Consider the following 25045-nt stretch of genomic DNA (forward strand, 5'->3'; position numbering starts at 1 on the left):
GGCCGGAACCATGAGGTTCCGGCCACCCCGGCGGTACGTTTCTGCAGAGGCCCCTGGGTCAGCCCTCGTCGTGCGAGACGGCGCGGCGCGCGTCCGCGTCCAGCACGCCCCAGCTGATCAGCTGCTCGGTGAGGACCGAGGGCGACTGGTCGTAGATGACCGCGAGTGTGCGCAGGTCGTCCTGGCGGATCGACAGCACCTTGCCGTTGTAGTCACCGCGCTGGGACTGGATCGTCGCCGCGTAGCGCTGGAGGGGGCCTGCCTTCTCGGCCGGCACATGGGCCAGCCGCTCAAGGTCCAGGACCAGCTTCGGCGGCGGCTCGGCGGCCCCGCCCGGCGTGGTGCCCGGCAGCAGTTCCTGTACGGGAACCCCATAGAAATCCGCCAGCTCGGCAAGTCGCTGTACGGTGACGGCGCGGTCGCCGCGCTCGTACGAACCGACCACGACCGCCTTCCAGCGTCCCTGGGACTTCTCCTCGACGCCGTGGAGGGAAAGGCCCTGCTGGGTGCGGATGGCCCGGAGCTTGGCCCCGAGCTGTTTGGCGTATTCGCTGGACATATAGCTCCCCGGACACTGGAACATTTGCGGCACAGCCGCGTGGCTGGTAACTCACTGTGAGGTTACGCAGCGTTACTCTTCCCCGTCAAGCCGAATGGTCCGGACCGACCCTTCCGTGGGAGTCGCGCGTGCCCTGGGACCAGGCGGGTGATCAGGGACGTTGTCGGGCTGGTACCGTGGATGGCGCAATTCCGACGTCCTTTAATGATCCGTCCCGTGAGGCGGAGAAGGAGGTCCGTTTTTTATGGACTCAGAGCAGGACAAGCAGCAGTACGAAGCCGATGCGCGGCCCGTTCTCGAAGGCCCCGACATCGCGCGGGTGCTGACCCGCATCGCCCACGAGATCGTCGAGCGCGCCAAGGGCGCCGACGACGTGGTGCTCCTCGGCATTCCGACCCGAGGCGTCTTCCTGGCCCGCAGGCTGGCCGACAAGCTCGAAGAGATCACCGACCGCAAGATCCCGGTCGGCTCCCTCGACATCACCATGTACCGCGACGACCTGCGCATGCACCCGCCGCGTGCGCTGGCCCGCACCGAGATCCCCGGTGACGGCATCGACGGCCGGCTGGTCGTCCTCGTCGACGACGTGCTCTTCTCGGGCCGCACCATCCGCGCCGCGCTCGACGCGCTCAACGACATCGGGCGCCCGCGCGCCGTGCAGCTCGCGGTCCTCGTCGACCGGGGCCACCGCGAACTGCCCATCCGCGCCGACTACGTCGGCAAGAACCTCCCCACGTCGTTGCGGGAGACGGTCAAGGTCCAGCTCGCCGAGGAGGACGGTCGCGACACCGTGCTGCTCGGTGCGAAGCGGACCTCCCCGGGCGAGCAGTAACCACCCGAAGGCGTACGTCTCCGCCGTACGCCCCTGCGCGCCCGTATGCCCGAAACCTCCCTGAACTGCCTTACGGAGCCTGACAGATGCAGCGTCATCTCATCTCGGCCGCCGACCTCACCCGCGACGACGCCGTCCTCATCCTCGACACCGCCGAGGAAATGGCCCGGGTCGCCGACCGGCCGATCAAGAAGCTGCCGACCCTGCGCGGCCGCACCGTCGTCAACCTCTTCTTCGAGGACTCCACCCGCACCCGGATCTCCTTCGAAGCCGCCGAGAAGCGCCTCTCCGCGGACGTCATCAACTTCACCGCCAAGGGCTCCTCGGTGTCGAAGGGCGAGTCCCTGAAGGACACCGCCCAGACCCTCGAAGCCATGGGCGTCGACGCCGTCGTCATCCGGCACGGCGCCTCCGGAGCCCCGTACCGGCTCGCCACCTCCGACTGGATCGACGCCGCCGTCATCAACGCGGGCGACGGCACCCACCAGCACCCCACGCAGGCCCTGCTCGACGCCTTCACCATGCGCCGCCGCCTCGTCGGCCGGGACGCCGGGATCGGCCAGGACCTCGACGGCAAGCGCATCACGATCGTCGGTGACGTGCTGCACAGCCGCGTCGCCCGCTCCAACGTCGACCTGCTGCACACCCTCGGCGCGCAGGTCACGCTCGTCGCCCCGCCCACCCTGGTGCCCGTCGGCGTCGAGTCCTGGCCCTGCGAGATCTCCTACGACCTCGACAGCACGCTCTCCAAGTCCGACGCGGTGATGATGCTGCGCGTGCAGCGCGAGCGGATGAACGCGGCGTTCTTCCCGACCGAGCGCGAGTACTCGCGGCGCTACGGCCTGGACGGCGACCGCATGGCGAAGATGCCCGAGCACGCCATCGTGATGCACCCCGGCCCGATGGTGCGCGGCATGGAGATCACCGCCGAGGTCGCCGACTCGGACCGCTGCACCGTCGTCGAGCAGGTCGCCAACGGCGTCTCGATCCGGATGGCCGTCCTGTACCTGCTGCTCGGTGGCAACGAGCCCGCCGTCACCCACACCCGTACCGAGGAGAAGTAAGAACATGAGCAAGATCCTTATCCGTGGTGCGAAGGTGCTCGGCGGCGAGCCGCAGGACGTCCTGATCGACGGCGGCACGATCGCCGAGGTGGGCGCCGGGCTGTCCGCCGAGGGCGCCGAGGTCGTCGAGGCCGACGGCAAGGTGCTCCTCCCGGGCCTCGTCGACCTGCACACGCATCTGCGCGAGCCGGGGCGCGAGGACTCCGAGACCGTGCTGACCGGCACGCGCGCCGCCGCGAGCGGCGGCTACACCGCCGTGTTCGCCATGGCCAACACCTTCCCCGTCGCCGACACCGCCGGCGTGGTCGAGCAGGTCTACCGGCTCGGCCAGGAGCACGGCTACTGCGACGTACAGCCCATCGGCGCCGTCACCGTCGGCCTGGAGGGCAGGAAGCTCGCCGAGCTGGGCGCCATGCACGAGTCGGCGGCCGGCGTCACGGTCTTCTCGGACGACGGCAAGTGCGTGGACGACGCCGTGATCATGCGCCGGGCGCTGGAGTACGTGAAGGCCTTCGGTGGCGTCGTCGCCCAGCACGCGCAGGAGCCGCGGCTGACGGAGGGCGCCCAGATGAACGAGGGCGTCGTCTCCGCCGAACTGGGACTCGGCGGCTGGCCCGCGGTGGCCGAGGAATCGATCATCGCCCGGGACGTCCTGCTCGCCGAGCACGTCGGCTCCCGCGTCCACATCTGTCACCTCTCGACCGCCGGATCCGTCGAGATCGTGCGCTGGGCCAAGTCCCGCGGCATCGACGTGACGGCCGAGGTCACCCCGCACCACCTCCTGCTCACCGACGAGCTGGTGCGCTCCTACAACCCGGTCTACAAGGTCAACCCGCCGCTGCGCACCGAGCGCGACGTCATGGCCCTGCGCGAGGCGCTCGCCGACGGCACCATCGACATCGTCGCCACCGACCACGCCCCGCACCCGCACGAGGACAAGGACTGCGAGTGGGCCGCCGCCGCCATGGGCATGGTGGGCCTCGAAACCGCGCTGTCCGTCGTCCAGCAGACGATGGTCGAGACCGGCCTGCTCGACTGGGCCGGCGTCGCCGACCGGATGTCCGTCAAGCCCGCGCGGATCGGCGGAGCCACGGGCCACGGCCGCCCCGTCTCGGTTGGTGAGCCCGCCAACCTCGTGCTGGTCGACACGGCATACCGTGGGGCCGTGGACCCCGCGGGCTTCGCCTCGCGCAGCCGCAACACCCCCTACGAGGGCCGTGAGCTGCCGGGCCGTGTCACGCACACGTGGCTGCGGGGCAAGGCCACGCTCGTCGACGGGAAGCTCGCGTGACATCACTGCATCTGACGTACCTCGCCGCGGAACAGAAGTCGGCGGAGGTGACGGACTGGTCGGCGCGCATCGGTTGGCTGGTCGGCCTCGCCCTGTTCATCGCGCTCGTCTACTGGCTGATGCGCGAGGGCTGGAAGTGGCGGGGCACGCTCCAGAGCGACCTGCCCGAGCTGCCCACCGCGCCGTCCGAGCCCGGTGCGGCGAAACTGACGATGAGCGGCCGCTACCACGGCTCCACCACCGCCGGGCAGTGGCTCGACCGCATCGTGGCGCACGGCCTGGGCACCCGCAGCCGGGCCGAGCTCACGCTGACGGACGCGGGTCTGGACGTCGTACGCCCCGGGGCGAGCGACTTCTTCATCCCGGCCGAGGCACTGCGCGAGGCCCTGCTCGGCAAGGGCATCGCCGGGAAGGTTCTCAGCGAGGGCGGCCTGCTGGTCGTCACCTGGGAGCACGGCGACAAGCTGATCGACTCCGGGTTCCGCTCCGACCGGGCGGCCGAGCACAACGAATGGGTCGACACCCTGAACAGCATGATCAACAAGGTCAACACGACGGAAGGCGCATGATGACGACCTCCACCAGGGGAGCCGTGAAGACTCCCGCCGTACTCGTCCTGGAGGACGGCCGGACCTTCCGCGGCCGCGCCTACGGGGCCGTGGGGGTGACCTTCGGCGAAGCGGTGTTCTCCACCGGCATGACCGGCTACCAGGAGACCCTCACCGACCCGTCGTACCACCGCCAGGTCGTCGTGATGACCGCCCCGCACGTCGGCAACACCGGCGTCAACGACGAGGACCCCGAGTCGCAGCGCATCTGGGTCGCCGGATACGTCGTACGCGACCCCGCGCGCGTGCCCTCCAACTGGCGCTCGCGCCGCTCCCTCGACGAGGAGCTGGCCAAGCAGGGCGTCGTCGGGATCTCCGGCATCGACACCCGCGCCCTCACCCGCCACCTGCGCGAGCGCGGCGCCATGCGCGTCGGCATCTTCTCCGGCAACGCGCTGCCCGACGAGGGCACCATGCTCGCCGAGGTGCGCCAGGCGCCCGAGATGAAGGGCGCGAACCTCGCCGCCGAGGTCGCCACCAAGGAGACGTACGTCGTCCCCGCGATCGGCGAGAAGAAGTTCACCGTCGCGGCCGTCGACCTGGGGATCAAGGGCATGACCCCGCACCGGATGGCCGAGCGCGGCATCGAGGTGCATGTGCTGCCCGCCACGGCGACCGTCGAGGACATCTACGCCGTCAACCCGGACGGCGTGTTCTTCTCCAACGGTCCCGGCGACCCGGCCACCGCCGACCACGCCGTCTCTGTCATGCAGGGGGTGCTGGAGCGCAGGACCCCGCTCTTCGGCATCTGCTTCGGCAACCAGATCCTCGGTCGCGCCCTGGGCTTCGGCACCTACAAGCTGAAGTACGGCCACCGCGGCATCAACCAGCCGGTGCAGGACCGTACGACCGGCAAGGTCGAGGTCACCGCGCACAACCACGGCTTCGCCGTCGACGCCCCGCTCGACAAGGTGTCCGAGACCCCCTACGGCCGCGCCGAGGTCTCCCACGTCTGCCTGAACGACCAGGTCGTCGAGGGCCTCCAGCTCCTCGACCAGCCGGCCTTCAGCGTCCAGTACCACCCCGAGGCGGCAGCGGGCCCGCACGACGCCGCCTACCTGTTCGACCGCTTCACGTCTTTGATGAGCACCGTCCCGATGGAGGGCCAGCGTGCCTAAGCGCACCGATATCCAGTCCGTCCTGGTCATCGGCTCCGGCCCGATCGTCATCGGCCAGGCCGCCGAGTTCGACTACTCCGGAACCCAGGCCTGCCGCATCCTGCGCGCCGAGGGCCTGAGGGTCATCCTGGTCAACTCCAACCCGGCGACGATCATGACCGACCCGGAGATCGCCGACGCGACCTACGTCGAGCCGATCACCCCGGAGTTCGTCGAGAAGATCATCGCCAAGGAGCGCCCCGACGCGCTGCTGCCCACCCTGGGCGGTCAGACCGCGCTCAACACCGCCATCTCCATGCACGAACAGGGTGTACTGGAGAAGTACGGCGTCGAGCTGATCGGCGCCAACGTCGAGGCGATCAACAAGGGCGAGGACCGCGACCTCTTCAAGGGCGTCGTCGAGGCCGTCCGCGCGAAGATCGGACACGGCGAGTCCGCCCGCTCGGTCATCTGCCACTCCATGGACGACGTCCTCGGGGGCGTCGAGACGCTCGGCGGGTACCCCGTCGTCGTCCGCCCCTCCTTCACCATGGGCGGCGCCGGTTCCGGCTTCGCGCACGACGAGGAGGAGCTGCGCCGCATCGCCGGACAGGGGCTCACGCTCTCCCCGACCACCGAGGTGCTCCTGGAGGAGTCCATCCTCGGCTGGAAGGAGTACGAGCTGGAGCTGATGCGCGACAAGAACGACAACGTCGTGGTCGTCTGCTCCATCGAGAACTTCGACCCGATGGGCGTCCACACCGGCGACTCCATCACCGTCGCGCCCTCGATGACGCTGACCGACCGCGAGTACCAGCGGCTGCGTGACATCGGCATCGCGATCATCCGCGAGGTCGGCGTCGACACCGGTGGCTGCAACATCCAGTTCGCGATCAACCCCGAAGACGGCCGCGTCATCGTCATCGAGATGAACCCGCGCGTGTCGCGCTCTTCGGCGCTCGCCTCGAAGGCAACCGGTTTCCCGATCGCCAAGATCGCCGCCAAGCTCGCCGTCGGCTACACCCTCGACGAGATCCCGAACGACATCACGGAGAAGACCCCGGCGTCGTTCGAGCCGACCCTCGACTACGTGGTCGTGAAGGCCCCGCGCTTCGCCTTCGAGAAGTTCCCCTCCGCCGACTCCACGCTGACCACGACCATGAAGTCGGTCGGCGAGGCCATGGCGATCGGCCGCAACTTCACCGAGGCGCTGCAGAAGGCGCTGCGCTCCCTGGAGAAGAAGGGCAGCCAGTTCACCTTCGTCGGCGAGCCCGGCGACAAGAAGCAGCTCCTCGAAGAGGCCGTCCGGCCGACCGACGGGCGCATCAACTCCGTCATGCAGGCCATCCGCGCGGGCGCCACGCCCGAGGAGGTCTTCGAGGCGACGAAGATCGACCCGTGGTTCGTCGACCAGCTGTTCCTGATCAAGGAGATCGCGGACGAGCTCGCCGCGGCAGAGCGGCTGGATGTCGAACTCCTCGCGGAGGCCAAGCGGCACGGCTTCTCCGACGTCCAGATCGCCGACATCCGCGGACTGCGCGAGGACGTCGTGCGCGAGGTCCGGCACGCGCTGGGCATCCGCCCGGTCTACAAGACGGTCGACACCTGCGCTGCGGAGTTCGCGGCGAAGACGCCGTACTTCTACTCGTCCTACGACGAGGAGACCGAGGTCGCCCCGCGCGAGAAGCCCGCGGTGATCATCCTGGGTTCCGGCCCGAACCGCATCGGCCAGGGCATCGAGTTCGACTACTCCTGCGTCCACGCCTCCTTCGCGCTGAGCGACGCGGGCTACGAGACCGTGATGGTCAACTGCAACCCGGAGACCGTCTCCACGGACTACGACACCTCCGACCGCCTGTACTTCGAGCCGCTCACGCTGGAGGACGTGCTCGAGATCGTCCACGCGGAGACGCTGGCCGGCCCCGTCGCGGGCGTGGTCGTCCAGCTCGGCGGCCAGACCCCGCTGGGCCTGTCGCAGGCGCTCAAGGACAACGGCGTACCGGTCGTGGGCACCTCTCCCGAGGCGATCCACGCCGCCGAGGACCGGGGCGCCTTCGGACAGGTGCTCGCTGAGGCGGGCCTCCCGGCCCCCAAGCACGGCACCGCGACCACCTTCGCGGGCGCCAAGGCCATCGCCGACGAGATCGGCTACCCGGTCCTCGTCCGGCCGTCGTACGTCCTCGGCGGCCGCGGCATGGAGATCGTGTACGACGAGTCCCGTCTGGAGTCGTACATCGCCGAGTCGACCGAGATCAGCCCCTCCCGGCCGGTCCTGGTCGACCGCTTCCTCGACGACGCCATCGAGATCGACGTCGACGCCCTCTACGACGGCGAGGAGCTCTTCCTCGGCGGCGTCATGGAGCACATCGAGGAGGCCGGCATCCACTCCGGCGACTCGGCGTGCGCGCTGCCGCCGATCACCCTCGGCGGGTTCGACATCAAGCGGCTGCGGGCCTCGACCGAGGCCATCGCGCGCGGTGTCGGCGTCCGCGGACTGATCAACATCCAGTTCGCACTGGCCGGGGACATCCTGTACGTCCTCGAAGCCAACCCGCGTGCCTCGCGCACCGTCCCCTTCACCTCGAAGGCGACCGCGGTGCCGCTGGCGAAGGCCGCCGCCCGCATCTCGCTCGGCACGACCATCGCAGAACTGCGCGCCGAGGGCCTGCTCCCGGCGAACGGCGACGGCGGCACCCTGCCGCTCGACGCGCCGATCTCCGTCAAGGAGGCCGTCATGCCGTGGTCGCGCTTCCGCGACATCCACGGGCGCGGCGTCGACACCGTCCTCGGCCCGGAGATGCGCTCCACCGGCGAGGTCATGGGCATCGACTCCGTGTTCGGCACGGCGTACGCCAAGTCGCAGGCGGGGGCGTACGGGCCGCTGCCGACCAAGGGCCGCGCCTTCATCTCGGTCGCCAACCGTGACAAGCGCTCGATGATCTTCCCGGCGCGCGAACTGGTCGCCCACGGGTTCGAGCTGCTCGCCACGTCCGGCACGGCCGAGGTGCTCAAGCGCAACGGCATCAACGCCACGGTCGTGCGCAAGCAGAGCGAGGGTGAGGGGCCGAACGGCGAGAAGACCATCGTCCAGCTCATCCACGACGGCGATGTCGACCTCATCGTCAACACGCCGTACGGCACGGGTGGCCGCCTCGACGGCTACGAGATCCGCACGGCGGCCGTCGCGCGGTCCGTGCCGTGCCTGACCACGGTCCAGGCGCTCGCCGCCGCCGTCCAGGGCATCGACGCGCTCAACCGCGGCGACGTGGGCGTGCGCTCACTGCAGGAACACGCCGAGCATCTGATCGCAGCCCGCGACTAGCAGCCCTGAGGGGGACACCGGAAACGGTGTCCCCCTCTTCATGAGGCCTCTTTTCATACGGCTTCTTTGAGGACATTGATCATGTACAAGCTCTTCTTCAACGTCGTCTTCAAGCGGATGGACCCGGAGCGGGCGCACCACCTCGCCTTCCGCTGGATCGGGCTCGCCGCCCGCGTCCCCGTGCTGCGGACGTTCGTCGCCGCCGCGCTCGCGCCGCGCCACAAGGAGCTGCGCACCGAGGCCTTCGGGCTGCGGATGCACGGCCCGTTCGGGCTCGCGGCCGGGTTCGACAAGAACGCCGTGGCGATCGACGGGATGTCGATGCTGGGCTTCGACCACATCGAGATCGGCACCGTCACGGGCGAGCCGCAGCCCGGCAACCCCAAGAAGCGCCTGTTCCGCCTCGTGGCGGACCGCGCGCTGATCAACCGCATGGGATTCAACAACGAGGGTTCGGAGGCCGTGGCGGCCCGCCTGGCGGCTCGTGAGGCGGTCTTCACGACCGTCGTGGGCGTCAACATCGGCAAGACCAAGGTCGTCCCCGAGGACGAGGCCGTCGGCGACTACGTGAAGTCGACCGAGCGCCTGGCCCGGCACGCCGACTACCTCGTGGTCAACGTCAGCTCGCCCAACACCCCCGGCCTGCGCAATCTCCAGGCCACCGAGGCGCTGCGCCCGCTGCTGAGCGCTGTTCGCGAGGCAGCCGACCGCGCCGTCACCGACCGCCGCGTCCCGCTCCTGGTCAAGATCGCGCCCGACCTCGCCGACGAGGACATCGACGCGGTCGCCGACCTCGCCGTCGAACTCGGCCTGGACGGGATCATCGCCACGAACACCACCATCGCGCGCGAGGGGCTCGGCCTGAAGTCCGCGCCCTCGCTGGTCAAGGAGACCGGCGGCCTCTCCGGCGCGCCGCTGAAATCCCGCTCCCTGGAGGTCCTGCGCCGCCTCTACGCGCGCGTGGGCGACCGGATCACCCTGGTGGGTGTCGGCGGCATCGAGAACGCCGAGGACGCCTGGCAGCGCATCCTCGCCGGCGCCACGCTGGTGCAGGGCTACAGCGCCTTCATCTACGAGGGCCCCTTCTGGGCCCGCGCCGTTCACAAGGGGCTCGCCGCGCGCCTGCGCACGAGCCCGTACGCCACCCTCGCCGACGCGGTCGGCGCCGATGTGAGGAAGCCGACGTCATGAGTGTTCTGGAATCCTTCGGCGCCCGGCTGCGCCGCTCCATGGACGAGCGCGGGCCCCTGTGCGTCGGCATCGACCCGCACGCCTCCCTGCTCGCCGACTGGGGCCTGAACGACGACATCGCGGGCCTGGAACGCTTCAGCCGCACGGTCGTCGAGGCCATGGCCGACCGGGTCGCCGTCCTCAAGCCGCAGAGCGCGTTCTTCGAGCGCTTCGGATCGCGGGGCATCGCCGTCCTGGAGAAGTCGGTCGAGGAGGCGCGGGCGGCCGGGGCCCTGGTCGTCATGGACGCCAAGCGCGGCGACATCGGCTCGACCATGGCCGCGTACGCGGAGACCTTCCTGCACAAGGACGCGCCGCTGTTCTCGGACGCGCTCACCGTGTCGCCGTACCTCGGCTACGGCTCGCTGAAGCCCGCCGTGGACCTGGCGCGCGAGAGCGGCGCGGGCCTGTTCGTGCTGGCGCTGACCTCCAACCCGGAGGGCGGCGAGGTGCAGCACGCGCTGCGCACGGACGGCCGCAACGTCGGGGCGACCATGCTGGGCCACCTCGCCGCCGAAAACGCGGGAGAGACGCCCCTGGGGTCCTTCGGCGCGGTCGTCGGTGCCACGCTCGGCGACCTGTCCTCCTACGACCTGGACATCAACGGCCCGCTCCTCGCGCCCGGCATCGGCGCGCAGGGCGCCACGCCGGCCGATCTCCCGGGGGTCTTCGGCGCGGCGGTGCGCAACGTCGTGCCGAACGTGAGCCGGGGTGTCCTGCGGCACGGACCCGACGTCGTCGCGCTGCGTGCGTCCGCGGACCGCTTCGCGGAGGAGATCAGGACCGCCGTGGCGGCCGCCTGAGACCTCCACGGAGACCGTCCGAACCCCTTGGCGGTCGTTCGGGAGCTGTTCGAGAGTCCTCCGATGAGTGCCTCCGAAGTGGCTTGAGTCTGAATACATCCTCAAATCCGGGGCAGTATGTCAGAAATGTCCGGCTCCAGGGAGGCTGACCAGGACTTTTCCGCTGTTCTCGCTGACTCTGGCGCACTTGCCCGCTAGTCTCCGTCGAGTGGGGGCGCCTCCCACGCCCTTAACGCAGTGGGGGAGAACGGGCAAGCGTGTGTTGCTCGTGGCTCCCCAGGTGTGGGGCGACTAGGTTCCTCACCGGTCCGTATCCGACAAGTTCGACATCCGAGGTGACGTAGGCGTGGCTCTTCCGCCCCTTACCCCTGAACAGCGCGCAGCCGCGCTCGAAAAGGCCGCCGCGGCTCGCCGGGAGCGGGCCGAGGTCAAGAATCGACTCAAGCACTCCGGCGCCTCCCTTCACGAGGTCATCAAGCAGGGTCAGGAGAACGACGTCATCGGCAAGATGAAGGTCTCCGCTCTCCTGGAGTCCCTGCCGGGCGTGGGCAAGGTCCGCGCCAAGCAGATCATGGAGCGACTGGGTATCTCCGAGAGCCGTCGTGTACGCGGCCTCGGTTCGAACCAGATCGCCTCCTTGGAGCGTGAGTTCGGCAGCACCGGCGCCTGAGTCCTGGGCATCCGGTATTTGCTGGAATAATCGCTGCATGAGTGAACGTCCGCGGCTGACCGTGCTCTCCGGCCCCTCAGGGGTCGGCAAGAGCACGGTCGTCGCTCATATGCGCAAGGAACACTCCGAGGTCTGGCTCTCGGTGTCGGCGACGACCCGCAAGCCTCGCCCCGGTGAGAAGCACGGAGTCCACTACTTCTTCGTCAGTGACGAGGAGATGGACAAGCTGATCGCCAACGGCGAGCTGCTGGAGTGGGCCGAATTCGCCGGCAACCGTTACGGGACGCCGCGCGCGGCCGTGCTGGAGCGGCTGGAGCGCGGTGAGCCGGTGCTCCTGGAGATCGACCTCCAGGGCGCGAGGCTGGTCCGCGACTCCATGCCCGAGGCCCAGCTCGTGTTCCTGGCTCCGCCCTCCTGGGACGAGCTGGTGCGCAGGCTCACCGGGCGGGGCACCGAACCGCCCGAGGTGATCGAGCGCCGCCTGGACGCGGCCAAGGTCGAGCTGGCGGCCGAACCCGAGTTCGACACCACCCTGGTCAACACCTCCGTCGAGGACGTAGCGCGCGAGCTGCTAGCCTTGATGGCAGTTGTGTGATCGTTTTCGATCTCATCCCACCTTTCGGAAGGCAGAGCGTGTCCTCTTCCATCACCGCTCCCGAGGGCATCATCAACCCTCCGATCGACGAGCTCCTCGAGGCCACCGACTCGAAGTACAGCCTCGTGATCTACGCCGCCAAGCGCGCCCGCCAGATCAACGCGTACTACTCGCAGCTCGGCGAGGGCCTCCTCGAGTACGTCGGTCCGCTCGTCGACACCCACGTCCACGAGAAGCCGCTCTCGATCGCCCTGCGCGAGATCAACGCGGGTCTGCTGACGTCCGAGGCCGTCGAGGGCCCCGCGCAGTAGTCGTTCGTTCACGTCATGGCAGGCCCGGCAGCGCGACTGCCGGGCCTGTGGTGTGTCATGGAGTCGTAGCTTCTACGAGTGTGGGGAGGCCCGGTGGGCAAGCCGAAGGTCGTGCTGGGAGTCAGCGGTGGCATCGCCGCGTACAAGGCGTGCGAGCTGCTGCGCAGACTGACGGAGTCGGGTCACGACGTCCGCGTGGTGCCCACGGACGCCGCCCTGCACTTCGTCGGCGCCGCCACGTGGTCCGCGCTCTCCGGCAACCCCGTCTCCACCGAGGTCTGGGACGACGTGCACGAGGTCCCGCACGTCCGCATCGGCCAGCACGCCGACCTGGTGGTCGTGGCCCCGGCCACCGCCGACATGCTCGCCAAGGCCGCGCACGGCCTCGCCGACGACCTGCTCACCAACACCTTGCTCACCGCTCGCTGTCCGGTGGTCTTCGCTCCCGCCATGCACACCGAGATGTGGGAGCACCCGGCCACCCAGGAGAACGTGGCGACGCTGCGCCGCCGCGGTGCCGTCGTCATCGAGCCCGCCGTCGGCCGCCTGACCGGCGTCGACACGGGCAAGGGCCGGCTGCCCGATCCGGGGGAGATCTTCGAGGTCTGCCGCCGGGTGCTCGCGCGCGGCGCCGCCGAGCCGGACCTCGTCGGCCGGCACGTCGTCGTCAGCGCCGGCGGCACCCGCGAGCCGCTCGACCCGGTCCGCTTCCTCGGCAACCGCTCCTCCGGCAAGCAGGGCTACGCCCTCGCCCGTACGGCAGCCGCGCGCGGCGCCCGGGTCACCCTGATCGCGGCGAACACCGGGCTGCCGGACCCGGCCGGTGTGGACGTCGTCCAGGTCGGGACGGCCGTGCAACTGCGCGAGGCGGTCCTGAAGGCGGCCCCGGACGCCGACGCCGTGGTGATGGCGGCGGCGGTGGCGGACTTCCGCCCGACGACGTACGCGGCCGGAAAGATCAAGAAGAAGGACGGCCAGGAGCCGGAGCCGATCGTCCTGGTCCGCAATCCGGACGTCCTCGCCGAGATCTCGGCGGACCGGGCCCGGGAGGGCCAGGTCGTCGTCGGATTCGCCGCCGAGACGGACGACGTCCTCGCCAACGGCCGTACGAAACTGGAGCGCAAGGGCTGCGATCTCCTCGTGGTGAACGAGGTGGGGGAGCGCAAGACCTTCGGTGCCGAGGAGAACGAGGCAGTGGTGCTGGGCGCCGACGGAAGTGAGACCCCGGTGCCGTACGGGCCCAAGGAAGCCCTGGCCGACACCGTGTGGGATCTGGTCGTGCCCCGCCTCCGCTGAAGGCCTCATCCGCCTCACGCGGCGCCACAACCGCGTGAAATCGGGCGTGGCGCCCCTGGCGGAGACCGATCGCGATTCGGCAGAATGCTGCGTGTCGCAGGTCACAGCGTTCCGAGAGGTGACATACGTGAGCCTGTCGGCGGGCGTGACCGATAAACTGTTCTCGGACGACGCCGGGCGCAGCTCCCGTCTCGTCCGCCAATGATCAGCCAGCAGCCGCTGCAACCACAGGGAGCGTTGTGTCCCGTCGCCTGTTCACCTCGGAGTCCGTGACCGAGGGTCACCCCGACAAGATCGCTGACCAGATCAGCGACACCATTCTCGATGCGCTTCTGCGTGAGGACCCGACGTCCCGGGTCGCCGTGGAGACGTTGATCACCACCGGCCTGGTGCACGTGGCCGGTGAGGTCACCACCAAGGCGTACGCGCCGATCGCACAGCTCGTGCGCGACAAGATCCTCGAGATCGGTTACGACTCCTCGAAGAAGGGCTTCGACGGCGCGTCCTGCGGCGTCTCCGTCTCCATCGGCTCGCAGTCCCCGGACATCGCGCAGGGTGTCGACACGGCGTACGAGAAGCGTGTCGAGGGCGACGAGGACGAGCTGGACAAGCAGGGCGCCGGCGACCAGGGCCTGATGTTCGGGTACGCGACGGACGAGACCCCGGAGCTGATGCCGCTCCCGATCCACCTCGCGCACCGCCTCGCGCGCCGCCTCTCCGAGGTCCGCAAGAACGGCACGATCCCCTACCTCCGTCCCGACGGCAAGACGCAGGTCACCATCGAGTACGACGGTGACAAGGCGGTCCGCCTCGACACGGTGGTGGTCTCCTCGCAGCACGCGAGCGACATCGACCTGGAGTCGCTGCTCGCCCCCGACATCCGCGAGTTCGTCGTCGAGCACGTGCTGGGGCAGCTCGTCGAGGACGGCATCAAGCTGGACACCGAGGGCTACCGCCTGCTGGTCAACCCGACCGGCCGCTTCGAGATCGGCGGCCCGATGGGCGACGCCGGCCTGACCGGCCGCAAGATCATCATCGACACGTACGGCGGCATGGCCCGCCACGGCGGCGGTGCCTTCTCCGGCAAGGACCCGTCCAAGGTCGACCGCTCCGCGGCGTACGCGATGCGCTGGGTCGCCAAGAACGTCGTCGCCGCGGGCCTCGCCTCCCGCTGCGAGGTCCAGGTCGCCTACGCCATCGGCAAGGCCGAGCCCGTCGGCCTGTTCGTCGAGACCTTCGGTACGGCCAAGGTCGACGCGGAGAAGATCGAGACCGCCATCTCCGAGGTCTTCGACCTCCGCCCGGCGGCCATCATCCGCGACCTCGACCTGCTCCGCCCGATCTACTCCCAGACCGCCGCGTACGGCCACTTCGGCCGCGAGCTGCCGGACTTCACCTGGGAGCGGACGGACCGGGTGGAGGCACTGCGCAAGGCTGTGGGCCTGTAGGGCTCAGCCGCACGGTACTTCGAGGCCCGGCTTCCCTTCGGGGGTGCCGGGCCCCGGTGTTTCACAGCGCCGTGGCGTGCCTTCGATCCGTCGGCGGCCGGCCCTCGCGGGGGCTTCGCTGTCAGTGCGGTCTGGTAGGAATGTTGCTGTGAGCAGCGCGGATGGGCGGGGTGAGGGTGGGGCGGAAGGTGCGCCGCCCGAGCAGCTTGCGTTGATCCGGGAGAGCGTGCGCAAGGCGAAGGAGCCGAGGGCGAAGCCGCGGACGTGGCGGGGGGCCGCGCTCGCGAAACAACTGCCGGTCGCGCGGGTTCTCGTCGACAAGGGCGTGCTGCATCTTGATCGGTACTTCGACTACGCCGTGCCCGAGGAGCTCGACGCGGACGCGCAGCCGGGGGTGCGGGTGCGGGTGCGGTTCGGGGCCGGGCGGCATCGGGTGCGGGAGGGGCGGCGTGAGGGCGGCGGGCTGATCGACGGGTTTCTGGTGGAGCGGCTCGCCGAGTCCGACTACCCGGGGCCGTTGGCCGCCCTTGCCCAGGTCGTTTCCCCCGAGCCGGTGTTGAGCGAGGAGTTGCTGGGTCTTGCCCGGGCCGTCGCCGATCGGTATGCCGGGAGCCTTGCCGATGTGCTGCAGCTGGCCGTGCCGCCGCGGAACGCCCGGGCGGAGCAGCGGCCCTCGCCCGCACCGCTCCCGGCGCCCGCCGTGCCCGAGCCGGGGTCCTGGGCTCGCTATGAGCGGGGAGCCGCCTTCCTGGCAGCCCTGGCGGACGGGGGCGCGCCGCGGGCGGTGTGGAACGCCCTGCCCGGCCCCCAGTGGTGTGACGAGCTGGCTCGGGCTGTTGCGGCGACCCTTTCCTCCGGGAGGGGCGCGCTCGTCGTCGTACCCGATGGGCGGGTCGCCGCACGGGTCGACGCCGCGCTGACCGCCGTGCTGGGCGAGGGACGGCATGCGCTGCTGACCGCCGACGCCGGGCCCGAGAAGCGCTATCGGGAGTGGCTGGCGGTGCGCCGTGGCGCCGTGCGGGCCGTGGTCGGGACGCGGGCCGCGATGTTCGCGCCCGTTCAAGACCTCGGGCTGGTCGCCTTGTGGGACGACGGCGACGGCAGCCACAGCGAGCCGCACGCCCCGCAGCCGCATGCGAGGGATGTGCTGCTGCTGCGCGCCGCCCAGGACAAGTGCGCCTTCCTGCTGGGGAGTTGGAGCTGCACGGTCGAAGCGGCGCAGCTCGTCGAGAGCGGTTGGGCCCGGCCCCTGGTCGCCCTGCGGGAGCAGGTGCGGGCGGCCGCGCCGCTCGTGCGGACCGTGGGGGACGGGGATCTGGCGCGGGACGAGGCCGCCAGGGCCGCGCGGCTGCCCTCGCTCGCCTGGCAGGTCGTACGGGAGGGGCTGCGGCACGGGCCGGTGCTGGTGCAGGTGCCGCGGCGTGGGTATGTGCCGCGGATGGCCTGTGCGCAGTGCCGGGCGCCCGCCCGGTGCCGGCACTGCGCCGGGCCGTTGGAGGCGCACGACGCCGAGGCGCTGCGGTGTGCGTGGTGCGGGCGGGACGAGGCGGCCTGGCACTGCCCGGAGTGCGGCGGGTTCCGGCTGCGGGCGCAGATCGTGGGAGCGCGGCGGACCGCCGAGGAGCTGGGGCGGGCGTTTCCGGCCGTTCCGGTGCGGACGTCCGGGCGTGAACAGGTGCTGGACACCGTGTCGGATGTGCCCGCGCTCGTGGTGAGTACACCGGGCGCCGAACCCGTCGCCGAGGGCGGATACACGGCCGCGTTGCTGCTCGACGGCTGGGCGATGCTAGGGCGGCCCGATCTGCGGGCCGGTGAGGAGGCGCTGCGGCGGTGGATCGGGGTCGCGGCGCTCGTGCGTCCCCAGGCGGCCGGCGGCACCGTGGTCGTCGTCGCCGAGCCGACGCTGCGGCCCGTTCAGGCGCTGGTGCGGTGGGATCCGGTCGGGCATGCGGTACGGGAACTGGCCGAGCGGGCCGAGCTCGGGTTTCCGCCGGTGTCGCGGATGGCGGCCGTGTCCGGGGCGCCGGAGGCTCTGGCCGGGTTTCTCGCCGCGGTCCAACTGCCCGGCGATGCCGAGGTGTTGGGGCCCGTGGCGCTGCCCGTCACGGATGCCGGGCGACCGCGCCGGGCGGGTGCGCCGCCCACGGGTGAGCACTGGGAGCGGGCGCTCATCCGGGTGCCGCCGGGCAGCGGTGCCGCGCTTGCGGCCGCGTTGAAGGCCGCTCAGGCGGCACGGATGGCGCGTGGGGGAGATGAGCCCGTACGGATTCGGATCGATCCGCCGGACATCGGGTGAGGGGCCTTGTGCGGGGGCCGGGTGCGCAGGGGTGGGTCCGGTGGGTCTGCCTCCAGGGTCGGCCCAGCGGCCCTGGGAGGCAGACGAGAGGGCGGGTCAGCCGTTGCGGGGACCAGGGAAAGCGGTGGGCCTCGGCTCCTCGCGGAGCGTCGGGCTGCCTGCCGTCGGCTGGGTCGGCATCGAGCGGGCCGCGGGAACCGTGGGTACCGCGGGAATGCCGGTGTTGACGGCGACCGTACGGCTGCCCAACGGCTCCGTAGCGCGCTCCGCCTCCGCGGCGGCCTGAGCGGCGGCCCGGCGCGCCCCGTAACGGCGGTGCACCGCCTGCTTGGTCACCCCGAGGGCGGAGCCCACCGCGTCCCACGAGAAACCCAGTGAACGGTCGAAGTCCACGGCGGCTGTGACCAGGGTCTCGACACTGTCCCGCAGCTCCTGGGCGAGGCGGACCGTCGGGGCGGGGGCGCGTCCGTAGACGACGAAGCCCGTGGACGGGCCGGAGCGGCGCGGGCGGTAGACGTTGCCCAACTGGGCGGTGAGCGTGCGCAGTGCGTCCACCTGCCGGCGGACCCGCTCGATGTCCCGCACCAGCAAGTGCAGGCTGGCCCGAGCCTGGGCGTCGTGGGTTGCGTGGTCGGCCATGAACAAGCCTCTCGAACCGGCGTTGAAAAGGATCGGGCCGCGATTGCGGCCCGTTGTGGTCAACTCTTTCTTGACCAACGCATTTCCGGGTGAGTGGTCACGCTGGAGGGGCGTAAGGGCATATGCACGGGGCGCGCGGCGTTCCGTACGCCCCCGGCAGGGCAGGCGTGTTCGAGCCCCGGCCTTCGGCCGGCCCCGGTGTTTTCGCACCGCACCGCCCGTGCGGCCCGAGGCCCACGGTTCCTCGACGCCCCCGCCCCATAGACTGGGGTGCTGCCCGTCGCTCTTACGCGCAGGGCGTGTCACGATTCCCGCCCGAGAGGCCAGTCGACGCCCATGAAGCTTGTCTTCGCAGGTACCCCCGAGGTTGCCGTTCCCGCTCTGGACGCCCTGATCGCCTCCGGGCGCCATGAGGTGGCCGCCGTGGTCACCCGGCCCGATGCGCCCGCCGGGCGGGGGCGGCGGCTGGTGGCGAGCCCGGTGGCCGAGCGGGCGGCGGAGGCCGGGATCGAGGTGCTGAAGCCGGTGAAGCCGCGGGACGAGGAGTTCCTCGCGCGGCTTCGGGAGATCGCGCCGGACTGCTGCCCCGTTGTCGCCTACGGTGCCTTGCTGCCCCGGGTCGCCCTCGACATCCCCGCCCACGGGTGGGTCAATCTGCACTTCTCGCTGCTGCCCGCCTGGCGTGGCGCCGCCCCCGTACAGCACTCGATCATGGCGGGGGACGAGATCACGGGGGCCTCCACCTTCCTCATCGAGGAGGGCCTCGACTCCGGGCCCGTCTACGGGACGGTCACCGAGGAGATCCGGCCGACCGACACCAGCGGCGATCTGCTCACCCGGCTGGCGTTCGCCGGGTCCGGTCTGCTGGCCGCGACGATGGACGGGATCGAGGACGGGAGCCTCAAGGCCGTGCCGCAGCCCGCCGACGGCATCAGCCTCGCGCCGAAGATCTCCGTCGAGGACGCCCACGTCGACTGGTCCGCCCCGGCGCTGCGCGTGGACCGCGTCGTGCGCGGCTGCACACCGGCGCCCGGCGCCTGGACCCTCTTCCGCGGTGAGCGGCTCAAGCTGATCCACGTCGTGGCGGTGCAGGACCGCACGGACCTCGCCCCGGGCGAGCTGTCCGTCGGCAAGAACAACGTGTACGTCGGGACCGGATCGCACGCCGTGGAGCTGCTGTGGGTGCAGGCCCAGGGCAAGAAGCCGATGCGCGCCGCCGACTGGGCCCGCGGCGTCCGCATCGCCCCCGGTGACGTGGTCGGCACCTGACGAGAGGCGGAACGCGCGGCTGAGGACGGGGCGGTGGCGGTACCCGCGCAGCGGTCGGTACCGAGAGGTGGTCGCCGGGCCCACACGCCGTACGCTGGACGCACACGTCATCCCGGATCCGGAGCACCTTTTTCGTGAGCGAGCAGTCCCGTCCGGCGCGCAAGCCCGGCAAGCCCTACCGCCGTCCCCAGAAGGACCCGGTCCGCTTCCTCGCCTTCGAGGCGCTGCGGGCCGTGGACGAGCGGGACGCGTACGCGAACCTCGTCCTGCCCCCGCTGCTGCGGAAGGCGCGCGAGAAGCGCCAGAAGGAGGGGCAGAAGTTCGACACACGGGACGCGGCGCTCGCGACCGAGCTGGTGTACGGGACGCTGCGCCGCCAGGGCACCTACGACGCCGTCATCAAGGCGTGCATCGACCGGCCGCTGCGTGAGGTCGACCCGCCCGTGCTGGACGTGCTCAGCCTCGGCGTGCACCAGCTGCTGGGCACCCGCATCCCCTCGCACGCCGCCGTCTCCGCGTCCGTGGAGCTGGCCCGGGTCGTGCTGGGCGACGGGCGGGCCAAGTTCGTCAACGCCGTGCTGCGGAAGGTCGCGCAGCAGGATCTCGACGCGTGGATCGAGCAGGTCGCGCCGCCGTACGAGGACGATCCCGAGGACCACCTCTCCGTGGTGCACTCGCACCCGCGCTGGGTCGTCTCGGCGCTCTGGGACTCCCTCGGGGGCGGGCGTGCGGGGATCGAGGACCTCCTCGAAGCAGACAACGAGCGGCCCGAGGTGACGCTCGTCGCCCGGCCCGGCCGCTCCACCGCCGGTGAACTCCTGGACGTGCTGGGCGAGGAGGCGTCGCTGCCGGGCCGCTGGTCGCCGTACGCCGTGCGGCTGAGCGAGGGCGGCGAGCCCGGCGCCATCGAGGCCGTACGCGAAGGCCGTGCCGGTGTGCAGGACGAGGGCAGCCAGCTCGTCGCGATCGCGCTCGCCAACGCTCCGCTCGACGGGCCCGACAAGGCGTGGCTGGACGGCTGCGCGGGACCCGGCGGCAAGGCGGCCATGCTGGCGGGGCTCGCCGCCGAGCGCGGCGCGGTGCTGCTGGCCTCCGAGAAGCAGCCCCACCGGGCCGGTCTGGTGGCCAAGGCGCTCGCCGGGAACCCCGGGCCCTACCAGGTGATCGCGGCCGACGGCACCCGTCCGCCGTGGCGGCCCGGCACCTTCGACCGTGTCCTCATGGACGTGCCCTGCACGGGTCTCGGCGCGCTGCGCCGCCGGCCCGAGGCCCGCTGGCGCCGCCGCCCCGAGGACCTGGACGGCTTCGCGCCGCTCCAGCGCGACCTGCTGCGCACGGCGCTCGACTCCGTACGGGTCGGCGGCGTCGTCGGGTACGCGACGTGCTCGCCGCACCTCGCCGAGACCCGCGCGGTCGTCGACGACGTCCTCAAGCACTACGACGGCGGCAGCGCCGACCTGATCGACGCCCGCCCGCTCATGCCGGGCGTACCGGCCCTGGGCGAGGGCCCCGACGTACAGCTGTGGCCGCATCTGCACGGGACGGACGCGATGTATCTCGCCCTCATCCGCCGGACGGCTTGACCCGCTCGTCACGGGCCTCGGCGGAGCTCGCGGCCTTCCCGCCGTCCTCGTGTGCCAGCCGGTGCGGCCACCACACCTTCGGGCCCACGTCGAGGAAGAGCGAGGTGACGAGGACCGAGCGGACGATGAAGGTGTCCAGCAGGACACCGAGGGCGACCGCGAAGCCGATCTCCGCGAAGCCCACCATCGGGAGGGTGCCGAGGGCGGCGAAGGTGCCCGCGAGCACCAGGCCCGCGGAGGTGATCACCGCGCCGGTCGCGGCCAGGCCCGTCACGACGCCCGCACGGGTGCCCTGGCGGCCCGCCTCCTCATGGATCCGGGTGGTCAGGAAGATGTTGTAGTCGATGCCCAGTGCCACCAGGAACACGAAGACGAACAGCGGGAAGGCGACGTCCTCGCCCGCGTAGTCGAAGACGTGACGGAAGGCGAGGGCGCTCAGGCCCAGCGCGGTGGCCAGGGAGAGCATGACCGTCCCGATCAGCAACAGGGGAGCCACCAGGGCGCGCAGCAGGATGCCCAGGACGAGGAAGACCACCGCGAGGACGAGCGGGATGACCAGCAGGTTGTCGTGGGTCTGGGCGGTCTCCATGTCCAGCAGGGCCGCCGTCCCACCGCCCACCCGCGCGTCGGCATCGGGTACGGCGTGCGCGGCGTCGCGGACCCGCTCCACGGTCGCCTTCGCGGCGTCGCTGTCGGCGGGGTCGCGCATGGTCGCTTCGAACAGCACCTGGCCGTTGTGCTCGGGTGCGGTGCCGGGTGGCACGCCGATGCTCGTCGCCACGACGCCGCGGTCCGCCGCGACCGCGCGGCCCACCTGTTCGCCCTGCGCCCTGTTCGCCACGATCACCAGCGGATCGCCGCTGCCCGCCGGGAAATAGCGTGCGGAGACCTCCTGCCCGACGATCGAGTCCGGCCTGCCGGTGAACGCGTCCGCGTTGGCGATGCCCGCGGCGCGGAGCTGCAGGAGGCCGAGGGACAGCAGCCCCAGCGCCAGCGCGGTGGCGACCCAGACGACCCGGGGGCGGCGCGCGAAACGCCGGCCCATGCGCGCCCACACGCCCCGCTCGGTCGGGTCGGGGGTGCCGAGGTGCGGGATGGCCGGCCAGAAGATCCAGCGGCCGCAGACCAGCAGCAGGGCGGGGAAGAGCGTGAGCATGGCGAGCAGGGCGATCGCCACGCCGATCGCGGCGACCGGGCCCAGGCCTCGCGTCGAGTTCATCTCGGCGACCAGGAGCACCAGCATGCTCAGCACGACGGTGGCTCCCGAGGCGAGCACGGCGGGCCCGGCCCGGTTGAGAGCGAGCGCCATCGCCTCGTGCCGGTCCTCGTGGCGGCGCAGCTCCTCCCGGTAGCGGGCGACCAGCAGCAGCGCGTAGTCGGTGCCCGCGCCGAAGACGAGCACGGTGAGGATGCCCGCGCTCTGCCCGTTGACCGTCAGGCCCGCGTGTTTCGCCAGGAGATAGATCAGCGCCTGGGCGGTGAACAGTGCGGCGACCACGCCGAGCAGTGGGACGAAGATCAGGGTCGGGCTGCGGAAGGTGAACAGCAGCATCACGATGACGACGGTCATCGCGGAGAACAGGAGCGTGGTGTCGATGCCCTCGAAGGCCTTGGAGAAGTCGGCGGACGTACCGCCGGGACCGGTGATGTGCACGGCGAGCCCGCCGCCGCCCTTGCCGACCTGGTCGCGGATGGAGTCGACCGCGGGCGCGATGCGCTGCCAGCCCTGCGCGTCCATCGTGATGGGCACGTAGATCTGCGCCGCGCGCGGCGCCACCTTGCGGTCGTAGACCGGGCCGCGGGTCTCCGCGCCGCGGATGCCGTGGTCGTGCAGCGCCTTGACCTGCTGGACGTCCTGGGCGATCTGCTGCCGGTCCTTGGCCGTCAGTCCGTCGGCGCGCGCGTACACGACGACCGCGGGGATCTGTTCGGGCCGGAACTCGTTGGAGATGTCGAGGACTTGGGTGGATTCAGCGGAGCCCGGCAGCCAGGACTGCGCGTCGTTGTCCTGCGCGTCGTTCAGCTTCATGCCGAGCGGTGCCGCGACGACGAGCACCACCAGCCACAGGATCACGATCAGCCACTTGGAACGCCGTCCGCACACAAACCGGATGGCTGCCTGCTTCCAGGCATCAAGCCGCCTCATGGCCACCCCCGTAGTCGTCCCTGCCTCTTACGCGGAGCCGGTGGGCGGCCCAGCATGGCATGCGGACCCCGTGGACAACATCCGCAGAACGGCCTAGGTCCGGACCGGGGCGGGCAACCGGTCCCGGGCATGGCAGGCTTGGGGCATGGCCGTGCAGATCAACCCCAGTATCCTGTCCGCCGACTTCGCCCGCCTCGCCGAGGAGGCGAAGTCGGTCGAGGGAGCCGACTGGCTCCACGTAGACGTCATGGACAACCATTTCGTCCCGAACCTCACCCTCGGTGTGCCGGTCGTAGAGTCCCTGGCGCGTGCGACGGACACACCGCTGGACTGTCATCTGATGATCGAGGACGCCGATCGGTGGGCGCCCCAGTACGTAGAAGCGGGGGCCGGTTCCGTCACCTTCCATGCCGAGGCGGCCGCCGCGCCGGTGCGGCTCGCCCGGGAGATCCGGGCCAAGGGTGCCCGGGCCTCGATGGCGCTGAAGCCGGCGACCCCGATCGAGCCGTACGAGGATCTGCTGCCCGAGCTCGACATGCTGCTGATCATGACGGTCGAGCCCGGTTTCGGCGGCCAGTCGTTTCTTGACATCATGCTCCCGAAGATCCGCCGCACCCGCGAGTTGATCAGCAAGCACGGTCTTGAGCTGTGGCTTCAGGTCGACGGCGGCGTCTCGGCCGCGACCATCGAGCGGTGCGCGGAGGCGGGAGCCGATGTCTTCGTCGCCGGGTCGGCCGTGTACGGCGCCTCGGACCCCGCTCAGGCGGTCCGTGCGCTGCGCGAGCAGGCCGCCGCGGTGACCACCAAGGCGGCGTGGGCGTGCGACCACTGAACCAAGGGAACGTGAACGCCGCCCATCAGGGCTGATCAAGTCCGCCGCATCTGCAAGGATGAACGGCGTATCCAGAGTGTGAACAGCAGTGAGGAGAGCGCCGTGTCGGGTTTGTCGGCGGGCCGGTCAGCCATGCGGATGGGACCCGCTGAGCTGGTGCAGGCGGCGGCCATGGCCCGCCGCTTCTACCTTGAGGGCAAGTCCAAGATCCAGATCGCCGAGGAGTTCGGCGTCAGCCGCTTCAAGGTGGCCCGGGTCCTGGAGACCGCTCTTGAACGGGATCTCGTCAGGATCGAGATCCGAGTCCCGGCCGAGCTGGACGCAGAGCGCTCCGACGCGCTGCGCGCCCGCTACGGCCTCAGGCATGCCGTCGTGGTCGAGTCCCCGACCGACGCCGAGGAGACCTCTCCCGACCCGGAGAACCTCGGCGAGGTCGCCGCGGACCTGCTCGGCGAGCTGGTCAACGAGGGCGATGTGCTCGGGCTCGCCTGGGGCCGCTCCACCATTCACATGGCGGCGGCCCTCGACCGGCTGCCCCCGTGCACGGTGGTGCAGCTGACGGGTGTGTACGACGCGGGGACCGCGGAGCGCGGCTCCGTCGAGGCCGTACGCCGGGCCGCCCAGGTGTCTGGCGGTGACGCGCACCCCATCTACGCGCCGATGCTGCTGCCCGACGCGGCCACCGCGGCCGCGCTGCGCAACCAGACGGGCATCGCCCGCGCCTTCGAGTACTTCGACAAGGTGACGGTCGCCTGCGTCTCCATCGGCTCCTGGGAGCCCGGCATCTCGACGGTGCACGACATGCTCAGCGACGAGGAGCGCGCGCACTACGCCTCGCTCGGTGTCGCCGCGGAGATGTCCGCGCACCTCTTCGACACCGAGGGCCGCCGGGTCGGGCGGGACCTGGGCGAGCGGTGCATCACGGTCGAGGCCGACCGGCTGCGCCGTATCCCCGAGGTCGTCGCGATCGCGGGCGGACAGCGCAAGGCCGCCGCCATCGACGCGGTGCTCCGCTCCGGGTTGGTCACCAGCCTGGTGACGGACACCTCGGCCGCGGACTACCTGATGACGGCGGGACCGACGCCGCGTCCGGCGCTCAACCGGGCGGACCCGGACGGGCCCTGACAGCGGGCTTCACGGGGGCGGGCATGACA

Annotated in this window: 21 protein-coding genes; 18 read left to right on the forward strand and 3 right to left on the reverse strand. The window is 71.0% G+C overall.

Features of this window, described 5'->3' with window-relative positions; genetic code table 11:
• Positions 1-58: 58 nt before the first annotated feature.
• On the reverse strand, positions 59-559 hold the full coding sequence (bldD, locus tag ACN6LB_RS13585) for a transcriptional regulator BldD (RefSeq protein WP_067366005.1): 501 nt from the start codon (positions 557-559) through the stop codon (positions 59-61).
• A 244-nt stretch (positions 560-803) separates the two neighbouring features.
• On the opposite strand from bldD, the gene pyrR reads away from it, so the two are divergent.
• From pyrR to ACN6LB_RS13655, 14 genes are all read left to right on the forward strand, one after another.
• Positions 804-1391, forward strand: coding sequence for a bifunctional pyr operon transcriptional regulator/uracil phosphoribosyltransferase PyrR (gene pyrR / locus ACN6LB_RS13590; protein ID WP_356139949.1), 588 nt, complete (start codon positions 804-806; stop codon positions 1389-1391).
• A gap of 86 nt (positions 1392-1477) precedes the next feature.
• Positions 1478-2455, forward strand: coding sequence for an aspartate carbamoyltransferase catalytic subunit (locus ACN6LB_RS13595; protein ID WP_356139948.1), 978 nt, complete (start codon positions 1478-1480; stop codon positions 2453-2455).
• Positions 2456-2459: 4 nt separating this feature from the next.
• A complete protein-coding gene (locus tag ACN6LB_RS13600) occupies positions 2460-3746 on the forward strand; it encodes a dihydroorotase (RefSeq protein ID WP_356139947.1) in 1287 nt (428 codons plus the stop codon).
• On the forward strand, positions 3743-4315 hold the full coding sequence (locus ACN6LB_RS13605) for a PH-like domain-containing protein (RefSeq protein WP_445026012.1): 573 nt from the start codon (positions 3743-3745) through the stop codon (positions 4313-4315). Before ACN6LB_RS13600 ends, ACN6LB_RS13605 begins: the two co-directional genes overlap by 4 nt.
• Positions 4315-5472 (forward strand): glutamine-hydrolyzing carbamoyl-phosphate synthase small subunit, encoded by a 1158-nt coding sequence (carA, locus tag ACN6LB_RS13610; RefSeq protein ID WP_445026102.1) that lies wholly within the window; start codon positions 4315-4317, stop codon positions 5470-5472. Before ACN6LB_RS13605 ends, carA begins: the two co-directional genes overlap by 1 nt.
• The gene (carB, locus tag ACN6LB_RS13615; RefSeq protein WP_445026013.1) at positions 5465-8773 is read left to right on the forward strand and encodes a carbamoyl-phosphate synthase large subunit; all 3309 of its coding nucleotides are present in this window, start codon (positions 5465-5467) and stop codon (positions 8771-8773) included. Before carA ends, carB begins: the two co-directional genes overlap by 8 nt.
• Positions 8774-8854: 81 nt before the next feature.
• Positions 8855-9964: a quinone-dependent dihydroorotate dehydrogenase gene (locus tag ACN6LB_RS13620; protein ID WP_445026014.1), complete on the forward strand. Its 1110-nt coding sequence runs from the start codon at positions 8855-8857 to the stop codon at positions 9962-9964.
• Positions 9961-10806, forward strand: coding sequence for an orotidine-5'-phosphate decarboxylase (pyrF, locus tag ACN6LB_RS13625; RefSeq protein ID WP_445026015.1), 846 nt, complete (start codon positions 9961-9963; stop codon positions 10804-10806). Before ACN6LB_RS13620 ends, pyrF begins: the two co-directional genes overlap by 4 nt.
• Positions 10807-11152: 346 nt before the next feature.
• Positions 11153-11476, forward strand: coding sequence for an integration host factor (locus tag ACN6LB_RS13630; protein ID WP_026246651.1), 324 nt, complete (start codon positions 11153-11155; stop codon positions 11474-11476).
• Between the two features lie 37 nt (positions 11477-11513).
• Complete coding sequence (gmk, locus tag ACN6LB_RS13635) at positions 11514-12071, forward strand: guanylate kinase (protein ID WP_445026016.1); 558 nt, start codon at positions 11514-11516, stop codon at positions 12069-12071.
• Positions 12072-12109: 38 nt separating this feature from the next.
• On the forward strand, positions 12110-12382 hold the full coding sequence (gene rpoZ / locus ACN6LB_RS13640) for a DNA-directed RNA polymerase subunit omega (RefSeq protein ID WP_003982715.1): 273 nt from the start codon (positions 12110-12112) through the stop codon (positions 12380-12382).
• A 93-nt stretch (positions 12383-12475) separates the two neighbouring features.
• Positions 12476-13678 (forward strand): bifunctional phosphopantothenoylcysteine decarboxylase/phosphopantothenate--cysteine ligase CoaBC, encoded by a 1203-nt coding sequence (gene coaBC / locus ACN6LB_RS13645; protein WP_445026017.1) that lies wholly within the window; start codon positions 12476-12478, stop codon positions 13676-13678.
• A 239-nt stretch (positions 13679-13917) separates the two neighbouring features.
• The gene (metK, locus tag ACN6LB_RS13650; RefSeq protein WP_445026018.1) at positions 13918-15126 is read left to right on the forward strand and encodes a methionine adenosyltransferase; all 1209 of its coding nucleotides are present in this window, start codon (positions 13918-13920) and stop codon (positions 15124-15126) included.
• Between the two features lie 148 nt (positions 15127-15274).
• Positions 15275-17422, forward strand: a complete 2148-nt coding sequence (locus ACN6LB_RS13655; protein ID WP_445026019.1) for a primosomal protein N' — start codon at positions 15275-15277, stop codon at positions 17420-17422.
• Positions 17423-17518: 96 nt separating this feature from the next.
• Here ACN6LB_RS13655 and ACN6LB_RS13660 read toward each other — a convergent pair whose 3' ends face one another.
• Positions 17519-18061 carry a hypothetical protein gene (locus tag ACN6LB_RS13660; protein WP_356139938.1) on the reverse strand — a complete coding sequence of 181 codons (543 nt, stop codon included), beginning with the start codon at positions 18059-18061 and terminating at the stop codon, positions 17519-17521.
• Positions 18062-18397: 336 nt separating this feature from the next.
• On the opposite strand from ACN6LB_RS13660, the gene fmt reads away from it, so the two are divergent.
• Positions 18398-19330, forward strand: a complete 933-nt coding sequence (gene fmt, locus ACN6LB_RS13665; protein WP_356139937.1) for a methionyl-tRNA formyltransferase — start codon at positions 18398-18400, stop codon at positions 19328-19330.
• 134 nt (positions 19331-19464) lie between these two features.
• A complete protein-coding gene (locus tag ACN6LB_RS13670) occupies positions 19465-20913 on the forward strand; it encodes an RsmB/NOP family class I SAM-dependent RNA methyltransferase (RefSeq protein ID WP_445026020.1) in 1449 nt (482 codons plus the stop codon).
• Here ACN6LB_RS13670 and ACN6LB_RS13675 read toward each other — a convergent pair.
• The gene (locus tag ACN6LB_RS13675; protein ID WP_445026021.1) at positions 20894-23059 is read right to left on the reverse strand and encodes an MMPL family transporter; all 2166 of its coding nucleotides are present in this window, start codon (positions 23057-23059) and stop codon (positions 20894-20896) included. The two genes, ACN6LB_RS13670 and ACN6LB_RS13675, sit on opposite strands and share 20 nt — an antisense overlap.
• Before the next feature lie 145 nt (positions 23060-23204).
• Here ACN6LB_RS13675 and rpe point away from each other — a divergent pair, with 145 nt between their 5' ends.
• Together rpe and ACN6LB_RS13685 are read left to right on the forward strand one after the other, a co-directional pair.
• Positions 23205-23891 carry a ribulose-phosphate 3-epimerase gene (gene rpe, locus ACN6LB_RS13680; protein ID WP_445026022.1) on the forward strand — a complete coding sequence of 229 codons (687 nt, stop codon included), beginning with the start codon at positions 23205-23207 and terminating at the stop codon, positions 23889-23891.
• A gap of 78 nt (positions 23892-23969) precedes the next feature.
• Positions 23970-25016 (forward strand): sugar-binding transcriptional regulator, encoded by a 1047-nt coding sequence (locus ACN6LB_RS13685; protein ID WP_445026023.1) that lies wholly within the window; start codon positions 23970-23972, stop codon positions 25014-25016.
• The last annotated feature ends 29 nt before the right edge of the window (positions 25017-25045 follow it).

It is taken from the genome of Streptomyces sp. SAS_270, from assembly GCF_052543295.1.